This is a genomic window from Kitasatospora sp. NPDC056800, assembly GCF_042789775.1.
Taxonomy (GTDB): domain Bacteria; phylum Actinomycetota; class Actinomycetes; order Streptomycetales; family Streptomycetaceae; genus Kitasatospora.
The window spans coordinates 16,704-33,147 of sequence record NZ_JBHUAL010000096.1 but is presented as its reverse complement, the minus strand read 5'-3'; the positions used below and the strand labels follow the sequence as shown (position 1 = coordinate 33,147).

At 76.8% G+C, this 16,444-nt stretch carries 8 protein-coding genes; 6 read left to right on the top strand and 2 right to left on the bottom strand.

The features are described from left to right. Nucleotides 1-155: 155 nt before the first annotated feature. Both fes and fhuB read right to left on the bottom strand, forming a co-directional pair. Nucleotides 156-1,265 carry an enterochelin esterase gene (gene fes / locus ACFRQN_RS21540; protein ID WP_380741566.1) on the bottom strand — a complete coding sequence of 370 codons (1,110 nt, stop codon included), beginning with the start codon at nucleotides 1,263-1,265 and terminating at the stop codon, nucleotides 156-158. Nucleotides 1,266-1,285: 20 nt separating this feature from the next. Then, on the bottom strand, nucleotides 1,286-3,478 hold the full coding sequence (fhuB, locus tag ACFRQN_RS21535) for a Fe(3+)-hydroxamate ABC transporter permease FhuB (protein ID WP_380741565.1): 2,193 nt from the start codon (nucleotides 3,476-3,478) through the stop codon (nucleotides 1,286-1,288). A 107-nt stretch (nucleotides 3,479-3,585) separates the two neighbouring features. Here fhuB and ACFRQN_RS21530 point away from each other — a divergent pair, with 107 nt between their 5' ends. The 6 genes from ACFRQN_RS21530 (at nucleotide 3,586) to ACFRQN_RS21505 (ending at nucleotide 16,443) form a co-directional block, all read left to right on the top strand. Beyond that, nucleotides 3,586-4,611, top strand: coding sequence for an ABC transporter substrate-binding protein (locus ACFRQN_RS21530; RefSeq protein WP_380741564.1), 1,026 nt, complete (start codon nucleotides 3,586-3,588; stop codon nucleotides 4,609-4,611). A 27-nt stretch (nucleotides 4,612-4,638) separates the two neighbouring features. Continuing rightward, complete coding sequence (locus ACFRQN_RS21525) at nucleotides 4,639-5,421, top strand: ABC transporter ATP-binding protein (protein WP_049658517.1); 783 nt, start codon at nucleotides 4,639-4,641, stop codon at nucleotides 5,419-5,421. 271 nt (nucleotides 5,422-5,692) lie between these two features. Beyond that, entirely contained in the window at nucleotides 5,693-6,550 is an 858-nt protein-coding gene (locus ACFRQN_RS21520) for a DUF4132 domain-containing protein (protein ID WP_380741563.1), read from the top strand. Beyond that, nucleotides 6,547-11,646, top strand: coding sequence for a hypothetical protein (locus ACFRQN_RS21515; RefSeq protein ID WP_380741562.1), 5,100 nt, complete (start codon nucleotides 6,547-6,549; stop codon nucleotides 11,644-11,646). Before ACFRQN_RS21520 ends, ACFRQN_RS21515 begins: the two co-directional genes overlap by 4 nt. Continuing rightward, complete coding sequence (locus tag ACFRQN_RS21510; protein WP_380741561.1) at nucleotides 11,643-12,815, top strand: AAA family ATPase; 1,173 nt, start codon at nucleotides 11,643-11,645, stop codon at nucleotides 12,813-12,815. The genes ACFRQN_RS21515 and ACFRQN_RS21510 overlap by 4 nt, the downstream gene beginning before the upstream one ends. 4 nt (nucleotides 12,816-12,819) lie before the next feature. Further along, nucleotides 12,820-16,443 (top strand): DUF5682 family protein, encoded by a 3,624-nt coding sequence (locus tag ACFRQN_RS21505; protein WP_380741560.1) that lies wholly within the window; start codon nucleotides 12,820-12,822, stop codon nucleotides 16,441-16,443. Nucleotide 16,444 lies beyond the last annotated feature (1 nt).

Sequence of the window (16,444 nt, the reverse complement as noted above, 5' to 3'; positions counted from 1 at the left end):
CGACTACCCGCGGATGGGCTTCCCGCTCTACCCGATCGTGGACCCCGGAAGAAGACGGTGACGCCGTTCCCGGATCCCGACCGCGACCGCCGGCGGCGATCAGGGGTGAGGTCCCGGACCGCCGCCGACCGCCCGCGGACCGGCTGGTCCGCAGGTCACCGGCCGCCCAGCAGGTGGGCGAGCCCGTCGGCCAGGCCGCCGCGCCAACAGGCGTAGTCGTGGCCGCCGTTGAACTCGCGGTAGGCGAGGTCGTAGCCGCGGGCGGTGAGGACGTCGCGCAGGTGGCGGTTCTGGGCGAGCAGCATCCACTCCTGGAGCCCGACCTCGATCCAGAAGCGGGCCGGGCGCCGCTGTTCGGCGGCGAGGCGGCGGGTCAGCCACTCGCTGCCGACGTCGAACTCGGTCTCGTCGGGCCACCAGAAGGAGCCGGACTGGGAGAGCGCGTTGCCGAAGCGCTCCGGGCGGCGGTAGGCCGCGTAGGCGGCGGTGAGGCCGCCCGCGCTCTGGCCCGCGACCACGGTGTCGGCGGGGTCGGTGCTCGCGCCGAACTCCGTTGCGGCCCAGGGGAGGAGGCGGTCGGCGAGGAGGTCGACGAAGGCCGGGTTGCAGCTCAGGTCGTCCGGCCGCTGCGGGCCCATGGTGTGCACGAGCAGGGCGACGGTCGGCGGGATCGCGCCGTCCGCCGCCAGGTTGTCGAGGGTGTCGCCGACGGACAGCACCCCGCCCCACATCTCGCCGTCCAGCAGCACCGCGACCGGGTACGGTCCGCCGTCCGCGCGGTGCCCGGCCGGGAGGTGGACGTCCACCCGCCGGCCGGCCGCCGTGTGCGCGACCGTCCGCCCGCGTGGCACGCCCTCGCGCCGCGCCACGTACGGCTGCGCGGGCGCGGCGGGCAGGCTGAGCACGGAGGAGGGGTGCCGGCCGTCGCGGGCGGGAAGCCGGGGTTCGGTGTCGTACGGGTCGGGGCGGGCCCGGTCCAGGACGCGCAGCCAGTCGGCGCGGGTGGTGCCGGGGGCCTCGCCCCGGAAGGGGTACAGCTGGTAGGAGGCGCGGTGGTCCTCGCGCAGCCGGTAGGTGATCGACCAGCTTCCGTCGGCCTGACGCGCCATCAGGTGCGGTGTCAGGTCCCCGGCGTGGCGGTCCTTGTCGGTGACGGTGTGCAGCAGGGCGAGCACGCCGTCGCAGTCGGCCTCCCGGTGGGTGAAGGTGACCAGGCGGTAGGCGGGGTCGTCGGGGTCGAGGGCGACGACGGGCGGGGCTTCCACGGTGGGTTCTCCAGGGGTGGTCACGCGGGGCTGCCCTTGCGGCTGAGCAGCACCCAGAGCAGGAACGGGCCGCCGAGGACGGTGGTGACGATGCCGACGGGGATCTCCACCCCGCCGAGCAGCACCCGTCCCAGGGTGTCCGCGAGGACGACGAGCAGGGCGCCGGTGAGGGCCGAGCCGAGCACCGGCACCCGTGCGGGTCCGGCCAGCCGCCCGGCGACCACCGGCGCGGCCAGTGCCACGAAGCCGACCGGCCCGCAGACGCCGACCGCCAGCCCGGCCAGGGCGACGGCCAGCAGCAGGCAGGCGAGCCGCACCCGGCCCGGGTCGACGCCGAGCGCCGAGGCGACGCTGTCGTCGAAGCGCAGCACCGCCAGGCGCCGGGCCGCCACCAGGGCGAGCGGCACCAGTACGGCCAGCCCGACCAGGACGGGCGTGGCGATCGCGAGGTCCCGGCCGTTGAGGCTGCCGGAGGTCCAAACGTACAGCGATCCGGCCGAGTTGAGCGAGCGGCGGGCCAGCGCGACCTGGATCACCGCCGAGGCCAGCGCGGACATCGCGAGGCCGACGACCAGCACCCGGTAGCCGCGCGCGCCGAGCCCGCCGGAGACCAGGGTGACCACCAGGACGGCGGCCAGCGCGCCGAGCGGTCCGGCCCACCAGGCGCCGAAGGTGCCGGAGGCGGTGGCCGAGATCAGCACGGCCGCGGTCGCGCCGTCGTTGACGCCGAGGAGTTCGGGGGTGGCCAGGCGGTTGCGGGCGAGGGTCTGGGTCAGGCAGCCGGCCAGGCCGAGCGCGGCCCCGGCGGCGAGGGCGGCGACGATCCGGCCGAGTCGGAACTTCTGCACCAGCAGCACGTCGAGGCGGTCGCCATAGCCGAACACGGCCTGGAAGGTGCGGCCGAGGTCGAGTTCGCTCTGCCCGGCGTGGGCGGCGACCACCACGGCGGCGAGCAGGGCGGCGGCCAGGCCGAGCGAGGCGGCCAGCGCCCGGCGGGGGAGCAGCAGCGACCAGGTGCCGTACCGCAGTGCCAGGTCAGGCTTCGGGGCGGGCGGTTCGGCCCGCCGTCCGGCCGGCGGGGTGGCCTCGGCCGGGTCGCTGAGGGCGAGCGCGGCGGAGCGCCGGGAGCGGACGATGGCGATCAGGGCCGGGGCGCCGACGAGGGCGACGATCACCGACACCGGCGCCTCGTACGGCCTGGCCACCACCCGGGCCAGCACGTCGGCGCCGGTCAGCACGGCCGCGCCGAACAGTCCGGCGAGCAGGGTGAGTCGGCCGATCCGCGGACCGGCGAGGGACCGGGCGAGGAAGCCGGCCAGCAGGCCGAGGAAGGACACCGGCCCGGCCAGGGCGACCGCGGAGGCGGTCAACAGGGTGACCGCGACGGCGACCGCGGCCCGGGTGGCGCCGGGGCGGTGGCCGAGGCCGCGGGCCAGGTCGTCGCCGAGCGCCAGGGCGGTGAGCGGCCGAGTGGTGAGCGCGGCGAGCAGGAAGCCGGCGCCGAGGACGGGGGTGAGCCGGGCGAGTGTGCTCCAGCCCTCCACCCCGGCCAGTGAGCCGAGCACCCAGACCCGGTAACGGTCGTAGGCCTCGGGCGAGTTGACGATCAGCACGCCGGTGAGCCCGCCGAAGGTGGCGCCGACCGCGGAGCCGCCCAGCACCAGCCGCATCGGCGAGCCGCCGCCCCGGCTGCCCGCGATCAGCAGCACCAGCGCGCTGGCGAGCACGGCGCCGCCGAAGGCGAAGGCGAGGTAGCCGTAGGAGCTCTGGACGCCGAGTACGGCGATGCCGAGCACGACGCCCAGCGAGGCGCCGGCGTTGACGCCGAGCAGGCCGGTCTCGGCCAGCGGGTTGCGGGTGACGGACTGCAGCTGCGCCCCGGCGACGCCGAGCGCCGCGCCGACCAGCAGCGCGGTGAGGGTGCGCGGCAGTCGCAGGTCGCCGACGACCAGGGCCAGTCGGCCGTCGGCGCGGGCGCCGTCGTGGTTCAGCAGGTAGTCCAGCACCCGGCCGGGGCCGACCTCGCCGGCGCCGACCGACAGCGAGAGCGCGGCCAGGGCGAGCAGGAGCACCACCGCCGCCGTGACGGCCGGCCAGGTGGGGCGGGTGCCCTCCGGGCGGCCCCCGGGCCCCTCCGGGCGGCTCCCGGGCCGTCGGAGCTCCGGCGCGGTGGCGGGGGGCGCCTTGGTGACGCCGGCTTGCGACAATGTCATAAGGTAAGGCTAACCTAATGGTCGAGTCCGTCCCACGGGGCCCCTCCGCCCCGCCGAACGACCCGGACGCTGCTCAACTCCCGTACCACCGTTGCCCGGAGGCACCCATGCCGTTCGCCCGTCGCCCGCTCAGCCCCGTCCGCCGCCGTGCGGCCCAGGCGCTGGCCGTCACCGGGGCGGCCGCGCTCCTGCTCACCGGCTGCGGCTCCTCCGGCTCCTCCTCGGGTTCGTCCGCGGCCGCCTCCCCGGCGGCCGACGCGGCGGGCGGCGGAAAGGGCGGCGACACCGGCAAGCGCACCGTCAAGGACGCCACCGGCAAGGCCGTCGAGGTCCCCGCCGAGCCCAAGCGGATCGTCACCCTCACCCAGGAGGACCTGGACGCGGTGCTCGCCCTCGGCGTCAAGCCGGCCGGCATCACCAACGGCCAGGGGCTGGCCGAGCCGCCCGCGTACCTCAAGGACAAGGTGCAGGGCGTCCCGGTGGTCGGGAACCTGCTCCAGCCCGTGATGGACAAGGTGATCGCCGCCAAGCCCGACCTGATCCTGGCCGGCGACATGCAGGACGAGCAGGTGCTCAAGCAGCTGCGCGAGATCACCCCCGCCACGCTGGTCACCATGGCGCCCACCGACGACTGGAAGCTCGCCTTCCGGGGCATCGGCAACGCCGTCAACAAGCTCGACCAGGCCAACAAGGTGATCGGCGACTACGAGGCCAAGGCCGCCAAGGCGGGCGGCGAGCTCGGCAAGAACAAGGGCGCCGCCGTCTCCATCGTCCGCTGGAACCCCACCGGCCCGAGCTGGATGGAGAAGAAGCAGTTCGCCAGCGGCGTCGCCCTGGACATGGGCCTGACCCGCCCGGCCGCGCAGGACAAGGACGGCAACGCCCACAGCCCGGCGCTCAGCCTGGAGAAGCTCAACGAGATCGACGGCGACTGGCTGTTCCTCTCCACCCTGACCGACGACGGTAAGACCGCGCTCAAGGACGTCCAGTCCAAGCCCGCGTACCAGGAGCTGGGCGCGGTGAAGAACAACCACGCCGTCACCGTGGACGGCTCGGTCTGGTCCACCCGGGGCGGCCCGCTCGCCGCGGACGTCGTCATCGGCGACCTCGCCAAGGCGCTCGGCGGCAGCTGAGCGGGCGTCGGTCGAGGGGGAGCTGCCATGGAGTTGACGATCCAGGGACTCAGCGCCGGCTACGGGCCGGGGCGCCCGGTGCTCGGCGGCGTCGACCTCACCGTCCCGGCCGGCCGGGTGGTGGCGGTGGTCGGCCCGAACGGCTGCGGGAAGTCCACCCTGCTGCGGTCCGTCGCGCGGCTGCACCGGCCGGACGGCGGGCGGGTCCTGGTCGGCGGCGAGGACGTGTGGCGGCTGCGCCCGCGCCAGGCCGCCCACCGGGTCGCGCTGCTGCCGCAGAGCCCGCAGGCCCCGGAGGCGGTGACCGTCGCCGGACTCGTCCGCTACGGCCGCCACCCGCACCAGGGGCTCTTCCGGCAGTGGTCGGCGGAGGACGAGCGGCTGACCGCCGAGGCCCTGCGCGCCACCGGCGTGGAGGAGCTGGCCGACCGCCGGCTCGACCGGCTCTCCGGCGGCCAGCGCCAGCGCTGCTGGCTGGCCATGGTGCTCGCCCAGGACACCCCGGTGGTGCTGCTCGACGAGCCGACCAGCGCGCTCGACCTCGGGCACGCGGTGGAGGTGCTGGAGCTGGTCCGCCGGGTCGCGGCGGGCGGGCGGACGGTGGTCATGGTGCTGCACGACCTCGCGGCGGCCGCCCGGTACGCGGACCTGCTGGTCGCGCTGCGGGACGGCGCGGTGGTGGCCTGCGGGCCGCCGCGCGAGGTGGTGGACGCCCCGCTGGTGCGGGCGCTGTACGACATCGACAGCCATGTGCTCGCGGCGCCGGGCGACGGCGCGCCGGTCATCGTGCCCCGGGCGCCGCTGGGCTGACGGGGCGGCGGTGGGGTCGCCGGGACGCTGGGGCGGAGGGGGCGGCCGGAGCCGGGGGACGGGCGGGGCGGAAGGACGGGCGGGGCGGCTGCGTGGGGGCAGCCGCCCCGCCTTTTTCGTCTCTTCGATCACCCGTTCGAGTGGTTTGAAGTCTGCATGTCACGGCCGGAGTTCACCCCGCCGGTCGCGTTGTCAGTGGGCCTCGCTACGTTCCTCGCATCGCTGGTCAGCAGGCGATCGACAGGTGTTTCCCGGTGGGAGGAGTACGGCCGTGGCATGGGTGGAGACGGACGCGGGAGGGTACCGCGTGGCGCTCGACGGGGAGGGCAGGGTGGCGTGCCGCAACGCGGCGGGCCGAGACCTCAAGTCCCTGCCGTCGAAGCTCGGTGACGACCGCGTGGTCGTCCAGCTCAAGCAGCTCGCCGAGTGGCTGGCCGCGCACGAGCGGGGCTGCCTGGAGGACGTCGAGCGCTGGATGGTCCGCTCGCTGCCGGTGCCCGCCGCGGTGCTCACCGCCGTGTGGCCGGACGAGGCCTGGCAGGGCGTCCTGAAGGACCTCGTGGTCACCGCCGTGGACGGCTCCGTGGCCGGCTTCCTGCGCGGCGCCGACGCCGAGCGCGGCCTCGGCCTGGTCGACCTGGACGGCGACACCGTGCGCCTCACCGGCGGCGAGGTGCTGATACCGCACCCCGTCCTGCTCGAAGACCTCGACGAGCTGCGCGAGTTCGCCGTCGAGCTCGGCGTCTCCCAGCGCGTCCAGCAGCTCTACCGCGAGGTCTGGCACCGGCCCGCCGACGGGTCGGCCGGCACCGAGGTCACCACCTACGCCGGCGGCCGCTACCGGGAGCTGCGCGAACTGGTCGGGCGCTGCAACCGGCTCGGCTGCCGGGTCCGCGGCGGCTCCGCCGTCCAGTCGGTCACCGAGGGCGGGCGCACCGTCGAGGCCCGGGTCTGGGTCGGCGACTACTACGAGTACGACGCGTGCGAGACGGGCGCGCTCAGCTGGGCCGGCCCGGACGGCCGGGCCCTGCCGCTCACCGAGGTCGGACCGGTCGCCTGGTCCGAGGGCATGCGGATGGCCGCCGCCCTGTACGCCGGCCGCACGATCCAGGGGGAGGAAGCCGCATGACCGCCACCGGCCTGACCACGACCACCACCAACCCGGGCGGCAACGGCGCCGACCGCGCCGCGACGCCCGAAGAACTGCTCGACGCCGGAGCCGTGCTCCCGTCCGGCACCCTGCCCGACGCCGGCCGCCCCGACAGCGCCGCCGACGTGCTCACCGCCCGCACCTACACCCACCCCGCGCTCGACGGCCGCCGGATCGTCCGGCTCGTCCCCGGCGCGCTCGGCCCGGCCGAGGACCTCGCCCTCGACTTCCTCGGCCTGGCGCCGGAGGCCGGGGCCGCCGAGGTCGGCCAGGTCCGCCAGGAGGCGCTCGGCTTCCCCGCCTGGGCACTGGTCCACGACCCGGCCAACGGCCACCACGCGCTCGCCCTGGTCAAGGAGCTGGAGCGGATCGCCCGCCAGGCCGCCTCCAAGCCCGGCGCCGCCAAGGACGGCTTCGACGAGCTCGCCACCCGCCTCGGCCGCGCCGTCCCGCACTTCCTGCCCACCTTCTGCGAGGAGGTCGGCCGGATCTTCCTCGGCCACGGCAACCAGACCTACGCCGCCGCCTGGTTCGGCAAGGCCCGCGAGGCCGAGCGCACCCACGGCCTGACGGTGGACGAGGAGCGGCTGCGCGCCGTCTTCCTGGAGTTCGCCCTGGCCGGCGCGCTCACCGTCAAGTCGCTGCGCCAGTACGTCAAGGAGCTCGCCCAGCGGCTCGACCCGCTGACCGCCTGGCAGCGCTTCCGCCAGCTGTGCACCGAGCGCTCCGCGGCCGGCATGGCCCCGTACGCCGGGATCGCCGAGGACGCCCGTGCCCTGGTCAAGGCCGCCGGACTGGACCGCACCGAGCACGAACGGGCGCTGCTCGCCGAGCTGCTGGACTCCCCGGCGGTCAACCGGGCGCCCGCCGCGTTCTGGAAGTCCTGGCACGGCGCGCTGGTCGAGCTCGGCCGCGACGACACGGCGGTCCGCACCCGACTGCTGGAACTGCTGCCCGACCCGGCCTCCGCCGACCCGGCCCCGCACGACACCGCCTGGCTGGCGGTGCTCGCCGAGACCGGCGCCGAGGAACTGCTCACCGGCCCCCGCGCCGAGGGCGCCGAGCCCGCCGCCGCCTGGCTCCAGCGCTGGTGCCACCACCACGGCCGCGGCTGGCGCAACCGCCCCAGCTGCCCGGCCACCCTCGCGCTGGCCGGCCGGATGGTCGAGCGGCTGAAGGCCGACGCCGTCCCGGTGGACCTCCACACCGGCATCCGCGCCAGCCACACCCGGATCGACCTGCTGGACCTGCTGCTGGCCGCGGGCGTGCCGGTGGCCGACCCGCCCGGCGGCCTCGGCTTCGACCTGCGCGACTGGGCGGCGCAGAGCGGCCCCGACAGCTCCGCCCTCACCGCCGTCGGCGCCGACGAGCGCTACCGGTCGCTGCTGCGCCGGGCCACCCCGCCCGCCTGGGAGACGGCCGTCCGGCGCCAGGCGCCCGCCGTGCCGCTGCTGAACGAGCTGTTCGCGGAGTGGGCCGAGGAGCGCGCCGAGGAGCTGACCGCCGCCCGCGGCCTGGCCGGCGCCGCCGACCTGGTCCGGTCGATCGGCCAGTACCACACCGCCATCCGGACGGTCGCCCCGGCCGTCGCCGAGCGGATCGCCGCCCTCGACGTCACCGCGCTGCTCACCGACGCCCTCCGGGCCGGAATCCTGGACGAACTCGGCTGGCCCGCCCTGGAGGAGGCGCTCGGCAAGCTCGCCGACCCGCCCGCCGACGACGCCCCGCAGCACCCCGTCCCCAGCCTGGCCGGCGCCGGCCTGAGCGACCTGCTCATCGAGGACGCCTGGCCGCACCTGATCCTCGCCCGCCTCGACCGGGCCGTCGTGGTCGGCCCGCAGGGCATCGTGCTGGAGCACACCCTGCGGCTGCCCGAGCGGCCGTCGCACGAGCGCAACCGGACCAGGCTGCGCTTCGTCGACGGCGAACTGCTGGTCGTCTGGTCCGAGGAGGGCAAGCAGCTCGCGTACTGGTCCAGCCGCCCGGACGAGCGGTTCGAGCTCGAGGGCGAGACCATCGCTGGCTACTACTACCGCGACCGCGAGCCCGAGGCGCCCTCCCTCCAACTGCCCGGCGGCGGCCGCACCACCGGCGAGCGCCCGCTGCACGCCGGCGACACCCGGATGCCCCACGAGCACCCCGTCCTCGGCGACGGCACCGGCTACTGGACGATGCGCCGCACCGCTGAGGGCGAGGCCGTCCTGCGCGAACTCGACCCGGCCACCGGCACCCTGGGGCGCACCGCCGAACCGCCGGTGATCGCCGCCACCGCCCACGCCGGCCGGCTGGTCCAGCGCAGCACCTGGCTGCTGCCGCTCCAGCCCGGCCTGGAGCGGACCCCGCTCGGTACCGACGGCACCGTGCTCGGCAACTGGGTCAGGACGGAGCCCGGCAAGGCCGTCACCACCTTCACGGCCGACGGTCACCGCATCGAGCTGCCGCTGGCCGGTCACCGGACGGACACCGTCCCGGTGGCCCGGCTCGCCCTGCCCGGCGCGGCCGCCCCGGTGGTCAGCCACACCTCCGGCGAGCACTTCTCGCTCAACCTGCCCGACCTCACCGGCCAGGCCGACCGCACCGTCGACCTGCGCCCCGGCCGCTCCGGTGAGCTCTCCGCCGCAGGCACCCCGCTCATCCCGCCCTACCCGCACTGGCACGCCCTGCGCCCGCGTGACGAAGCGGGCTCGGAGGCACTGCGCGCCGTCACCGCCGAGCAGGCCGCCCGGCTGGTCGACGCCGCCTGGCCGGTCGACACCGAACCGGTCCCGGCCGGCGAACAGTGCTGGCTCACCGTCCAGGGCGTGCGCCGCCCGCTCGCCCGGCGCACCTCGCGCACCCTGCCCGTCCCGGAGGTCGGCGCGATCCTGCCCGGCATCGCCCACCCGCGGCTGCTGGCCGGCGTCGCCGGGCTCGCCCGTACCGCCGCCGACCTGCTGGACCGGGTCGCCCGGTTCGTCCCGCAGCCGGAGGCCGAGCGCCCCGGCAAGGCGAAGAACGCCGAGTGGCGGCCCGAGCACGGCCGTGACCACGAACTGCGCGACGCCGTGCGCGCCGTGCTGCCCGAGATCGGCGGCTTCGGCAACAACTGGGGCTCCGAGGAGCGCTGCCGGGTGCTCAACAACCTGCGCGCCGTCACCGCCGTGCTGGCCGCCCCGCCCGCCGCCGAGGGCGAGGGCTGGACCAGCCCCGCCACCGTCACCCTGCACAACGGCAGCGTCAGTTACGGCTGGCTCCAACTGCTCGGCCGGATCCACGCGCTGGCCTACGCGGTGGCCTCGCCGTTCACCGAGCCCGCCCACCGCTCCTCGCTGGTCCTGCTGCTCGGTGAGCTGACCAGGGGCCCGTTGGCCGACCGCGGCGCCACCCTGCGCGAGATCGTCCTCGCCGAGCAGGTGCCGCCGGCCCCGAACGCCACCGGCCCCCGGCCGGTCACGCCCCGCGAGGGCGAGGTGCTGCGGCACGGCGGGCGCACCGTCGTCATCATCGGCCACCAGCGCCAGGTCGCCGACGGCTGGGTGCACTGGCTCGCCGTCGACCACGACCCGAGCGGGGAGTTCGGCCCCGTCGCGCACTTCACCACCCTCGAGGAGCGCGGCACCGAGGAACTGGTCGACGCCGCCTGGGTCGCCAAGTTCTGGAGGGTCGCCGCGCTGCACGGATTCGTCCCCTGGAACGCGGCCAGGGCGGAGGCCTTCAACGAGCTCACCGGCATCGGCACCGCCCGCTCCGCCCTGCTGCTCAGCCCGCCGTCCGGCCTGCTGTACTGGACGGACATCTCCGCGCCCACCGAACTCGGCCTCAAGGCCGCCGAGTTCAAGGCCGCCCGGGCCTGGCTGCGCGGGCACGACCACAATGGCCTCGCCGCCGTCTGGGGCGCCCTGCTGCCCGCCGACCCGAAGACCCTGTGGACCGAGGGCCCCGACATCGCCGCCGGCGCCGAGGAGTGGATCCGGCGCTTCGGACGGCTCGTCACCCTCCCCGAGGAGGCCCTGGCCACCGTCCAGGGCGTGTCCATCGACACCGTCGAGGCGGTGCTCAACCCCGCCCACACCCCGTGGCTGGCCGGCCGCACCGGCTTCCGGTTCACCGAGGTGGACGGGGTCGGCCAGCGGCTGACGCCCGAGGACGAGTCCGCCGTCCCCGAGACCGGCGCGCTCGGCTCCACCATCGCCGCGCTGCGCTGGCTCGCCTACCACCTGCCCGCCGACAGCCCGCTGCGCCCGCTGCTGCCCACCGCCGCCGCCGCGCTGCGCGACCGCCTCGCCGACCCGGAGCTGCTGCTCGACCTCGACCTGGTGCGCACCGTCAAGGGCGCCTCGCTGGCCGCCGTCCTGCGCACCCACTTCGGCCTGCCCGCCGAGGGCGGGGCCGACCGGGACGGCCTGGTCCACTGCGGCCCGGCGCTCGTCCTGACGCCGTACCACGAGGACTACGAGCGGATCTGGCTGCGCCCGGCCGCCCTCACCGGCCCGGACGACCCACTGCTCGAACTGCTCGACGGGCTCTCCAGCAGCTACTGGTTCTCCGCCGAGCGGGGCGCCATCGAAGCCGTGCTGCGCGGTGAGCCGGAGCAACTGGCCGCCTCCGCCGCCTCGGTGCCGGCCCCCGGCGAGGGCCCGGCCTGGCTGCAGAACCCCCTGCTGTCCGTCCCCGAGCTGGTCGCCGAGGTGTCCCGCACCCACGGCCTGGGCGAGGACGCGGCCACGCTCTACCTCCAACTGCTCGCCCTGCCCGACCCGACCGATCGCAACGCCGCCCGCTGGACGGGCTGGAAGCCCGCCCGGCTGAAGAAGGCCCGCGCCGAACTCGCCGCCAGCGGCCTGGTGCTGGAGGCCAAGCGCTCCCGGGCCGGCCGCAGCCTCTTCCTGCCCGGCGGCTGGCAGGAGGCCAAGTCGCCCGCCCTGCCCGCCGAGACGTGGAAGGCCGCCCTCTACGAACTGCCCACCCACCGGCCCGCGCTGGTCCCCCTGCCCGTCCCCGAGCTGTTCGCCCGGGCCTGGCAGCGGACCGTCGACGGCGACGCCCCCGGATACGAAGAGCTCCAGACCGGCAAGCGCAGGAAGGCCCGCCGATGACCGCCACCGAGACCACCAAGGGTGCCGCCGCCCCCGCCGCCCCCGCTGCGGCCGACCGGCAGACCGTCCCGCCCGAGGAGAAGTACGCCGCCGAACTGGAGTTCCTGGCCGCCCACGACAGCGGCCCGCGCCCGCCCGGCTGGCTCCTGACCCCGCGCGCCGTGGTCACCTTCGTGATGGGCAGCGGCGGGGAGAAGCTCAAGGCCGGGCGCAAGGGCCTGGTCATCGAGCCGAAGTTCGTCGGCGAGCGCGCCCTGGTCGAACGCTGCGTCGTCACCCTCGCCGGGGAGCGCGGCCTGCTGCTCGTCGGCGAGCCCGGCACCGCCAAGTCCATGCTCTCCGAGCTGCTCGCCGCCGCCGTCTGCGGCAGCAGCGCGCTCACCGTCCAGGGCACCGCCGGCACCACCGAGGACCAGCTCAAGTACGGCTGGAACTACGCCCTGCTGCTCGCCAAGGGGCCCAGCCGGGAGGCCCTCGTGCCCTCGCCGGTGCTCACCGCGATGACCACCGGCGCGGTCGCCCGGGTCGAGGAGGTCACCCGCTGCCTGCCCGAGGTGCAGGACGCGCTGGTCTCGCTGCTCTCGGAGCGGCGCATCGCCGTCCCCGAACTGGCCGGCACCCCGGACGGCCAACTGCACGCCGCGGCCGGCTTCACCCTGATCGCCACCGCCAACCTGCGGGACAAGGGCGTCAGCGAGATGTCCGCGGCGCTCAAGCGGCGGTTCAACTTCGAGACGGTCGGCCCGATCGGCAGCCTCGCCGCCGAGGTCGACCTGGTCCGCCGCCAGTCCACCGCCGCCGTGGCCCGGGCCGGCGCCGCCTACGCGGTGGACGACGCCGTCCTGGAGGCCCTGGTCACGGCCTTCCGGGACTTGCGCAGCGGCCGGTCCACCGAAGGCTGGGACGTCGAACGCCCGTCCACCGTGATGAGCACCGCCGAGGCGGTCTCCGTCGCCACCGCGCTCGGCGTCAGCGCCGCCTACCTGCCCGACGGCGGGGACCTGCTCGGCCGGCTGCCCGGCCAGCTCCTCGGCGTGGTCCGCAAGGACGAGCCGTCCGACGCGGCCCGGCTGCTCGGCTACTGGGACGGCCCGGTCCGCCGTCGCGCCGAGCAGGGCGCCGCCACCTGGCGCACCCTGTGGGACCTCCGCCCGGCACTGGAGGCCTGATCCGATGAGCAGCGCGGAGACCACCCGCCCGGACGACGCGGACCAGGCGGAGCACCCGGACCAGGCGGTCCGGGCCGAGGCCGACCGGCTGGCCGCCGCCGGCACCGGTCGCCCCGGCCCCTACCTGATCGGCGTGCGCCACCACGCGCCGTCCCTCAGCGCGGTGGTCCCCGCGCTGCTCGACGCCGCCCGGCCGGACGTCGTCCTGGTCGAGCTGCCCGCCGAGTTCCAGCCCTGGCTCGGCCCGCTCGCCGACGAGGCCACCCGGGCCCCGGTCGCCCTCGCGGCGGCCCCGGCCGGGCCCGAGGAGGCGGCCGGGCCCGCCTTCTACCCGTTCGCCGACTTCTCCCCGGAGCTCGCCGCCCTGCGCTGGGCCCGGCGCAACGGGGTGGAGGCCGTCGCCTGCGACCTCCCGCTCGCCCACCGCGCCGCCCGCACGGCGGAGCGCGGGCGCACCGATCGGATCCCGGACGCACCCGGCGTCGCCGACGCGCTGCGCCACCGCCTCACCGGCCGGGACTCCGACGAGGACCTGTGGGACCGCCTGGTCGAGACGGCCGCCCCCGGCTCCACCCCGGAGGCCGTCCGGCGCGCGGCCCTGCTGGTCGGCTGGGCACTGCGCCGGGACGCCGAGACCGGCCCCGGCGTCGACCCGTACGACCTGCGCCGCGAGGCCTGGATGCGGTCCCGCATCCAGGCCGCCGCGGCCGACGGGCGCCGGGTCGCCGCCGTGATCGGCGCCTTCCACGCCCCCGCCCTGCTCGGCGGTCCCCTCGCCACCGAGGAGCCGCCGTACCCGGACGACCCCGGGCACGTCCTGTCCCTGATCCCGTACACCTACCCGCTGCTCGACGCCCGCTCCGGCTACCCGGCGGGCATCCGCGACCCGGAGTGGCAGCACACCGTCCTCGACGCCGGCGGCGACCCGGAACGCCTCGCCGAGGCGCTCACCACCACCGCCGTCCGGATCTGCGCGGCCCTGCGCGCCCAGGACCACCCCAGCGGCCCGGCCGACGCCCGCGAGATCGTCCGGCTGGCCGGCGACCTCGCCCGGCTGCGCGGCCACGCCGCCCCCGGCCGCGGCGAACTCGTCGAAGCGGTGCAGACCGTCCTCGCCCAGGGCGAACCCCTCGGCCGCGGCCGGGCCGTCGCCCGCGCCCTCGAACAGGTCCTGGTCGGCACCCGCACCGGCCGCCCGACCCCCGCCGCCCCGCGCAGCGGACTCGCCCCCGCCGTCGAGACCCTCCTCGCCGACCTCGGCCTCCCCGGCCCCGCCGACCCCGGCCCGCGCGACCTGCGCCTCGACCCGCTGCGCAGCGGCCTCGACCACCGCCGCGAGATCCTCCTGCACCGCCTCACCGCCTGCGAGGTCCCCTACGGCGAGCCCGTCGCCACCACCGGCGCCGGCGGCACCGAGACCCTCGGCACCCGCTGGCGCCTGCACTGGACGCCCGCCACCGCCGCCATGCTCACCGTCGCCGGCACCCGCGGCGTCACCCCCGCCCAGGCCGCCGAAGGCGCCCTGCGCGCCCGCCTCACCGACCAGCCGACCCCGCGCGAGATCATCGACGGCCTCACCGCCGCCGCCTCCAGCGCCCTCCCCGCCCTCACCGAGGCCCGTCTCACCCAACTCACCACCCTCCTCCCCGCCTCCGCCACCCTCCCCGACCTCCTCGACGCCCTCGCCCTCCTCGACCGCCTGACCGCGGGCCACTTCCCCGGCCACACCCCGGCGGGAGCGGAGGAAGGCCCCGTCGCCGCAGACGACGGCACGCCCGTGGCCGGCGCCCCCGTGGCCGGCCCGCCCGTGCTCGTCGCGGCCGGGGAGGTGCTCACCGTGGCCGCCGTGCGGCAGTTGGAGGGCCTGGGCGGGTCGGACGATCCGCAGGACGCGCGGGCGCTGGTGGAGCTGGTACGGCGGGCGGACCGGCTCGGCGGGGTGCGGCTGGCGTACGTGCTGGCCGGGCTCGCCGAGCAGGGGAGCCCGCTGGTGCGGGGTGCGGCCGGTGCGGTGCGGGTGCTGCTCGGCCAGGAGCCGGCCGAGGTGCTGGGCGGCCGGGCCGCCTCGTGGGTGGACGGCGCGACCGCTCCGGAGGCGCGACAGGCGCTCGGGCGGGCGCTGGTCGGCCTGCTGACGGCCGCGGAGGGGCTGTTCGACTCCGCGCCGCAGGCACTGGAACCGCTGCTGGAGCGGGTCACCTCGCTGCCCGACGACGCCTTCCTGGACCGGCTGCCCGCGCTGCGCGGCGGGTTCGACACGCTCAGCCCGGCCGCCCGGGACCGGCTGCTGGCCCTGGTCGAGGAGCGTCTGGGCGCCCGGCTCGCCGCCCTGCCCGAGGAGGCCGGCCCCGCTGTGCTCGCCGGCTGGGTGCGCGCGGACCTCGCGGCGCGTGCGGCGCTCGTCCGTCGCGGCCTCCTGCCCGCAACGCCCGCGCAGCCCGCGGCCGTTGCACCGTCGCCCGCGGCCCCGCCGCCTGCCTCCGACCCCGTTCCCGTTCCCGTCCCCGACCCCGCCCGTACCCTCGCCCCCGCCGAGCGTTGGCGGCTGCTCCTCGGCCGCCCCGGCAGCGGCGGCCTGACCGGTCGCGGTGCCCGACTCGCCACCGCCCTGGACGAGTTGTACGGCGGCGGCCACGGCGAGGGCTCCGGCCCGGGCCTGGACAGCCGGGGCGGCAAGGGCGGCCGCGAGGCCCCGTACCCCGGTGTGCGGGAGTGGGCCGAGGAACTGGAGTCGCTGTTCGGCCCCGGCGTGCGCGAGGAGGTGCTGGCCGCCGCCGTCGCCCAGGGCCGTACCGACGTCCTGGAGACGATCGACCCGTCCGCCGTCCGCCCGTCCGTCGAGCTGCTGCGCACCGTGCTGGACCACGCGGGCGGTCTGCCCGAGGCCCGGGTGGCCCGGCTGCGCCCGCTGGTGCGGCGCCTGGTGGACGAACTGAGCCGGGAGCTGGCCACCCGGCTGCGCCCGGCCCTGACCGGGATCGCCGTGCCGCGCCCGTCCCGCCGCCCGGGTGGCGGGCTGGACCTCGACCGGACCATCCGGGCCAACCTGGCCACCGCCCGCCCCGCGCCGGACGGCGGCACCCTGATCGTGCCCGAGCGCCCGGTCTTCCGGACCAGGGCGCGGCAGGCCAACGACTGGCGGCTGATCCTGGTCGTGGACGTCTCCGGGTCGATGGAGGCCTCCACGGTGTGGGCCGCGCTGACGGCCTCGATCCTGGCCGGGGTGCCCTCCCTGAGCACCCACTTCGTCGCCTTCTCCACCGAGGTCCTGGACCTCACGGAGCGGGCGGACGATCCGCTGGGCCTGCTGCTGGAGGTGAGCGTCGGCGGCGGCACCAGCATCGCGAGCGGGCTGCGCTACGCGCGGGAGCTGGTGACGGTGCCGTCCCGCACGCTGGTCGCGGTGGTCAGCGACTTCGAGGAGGGCGGGCCGGTCGGCGGGCTGCTGGCCCAGACCCGGGCCCTGGTGGACTCCGGCGTGCACCTGCTCGGCTGCGCGGCGCTGGACGACACCGGGACGGCCCGCTACTCGAAGGCGGTCGCGGGCCAACTGGTCGCGGCCGGAATGCCCGTGGCGGCGTTGAGCCCGCTGGAACTGGCCCGCTGGGTGGGGGAGAAGGTGCGATGAG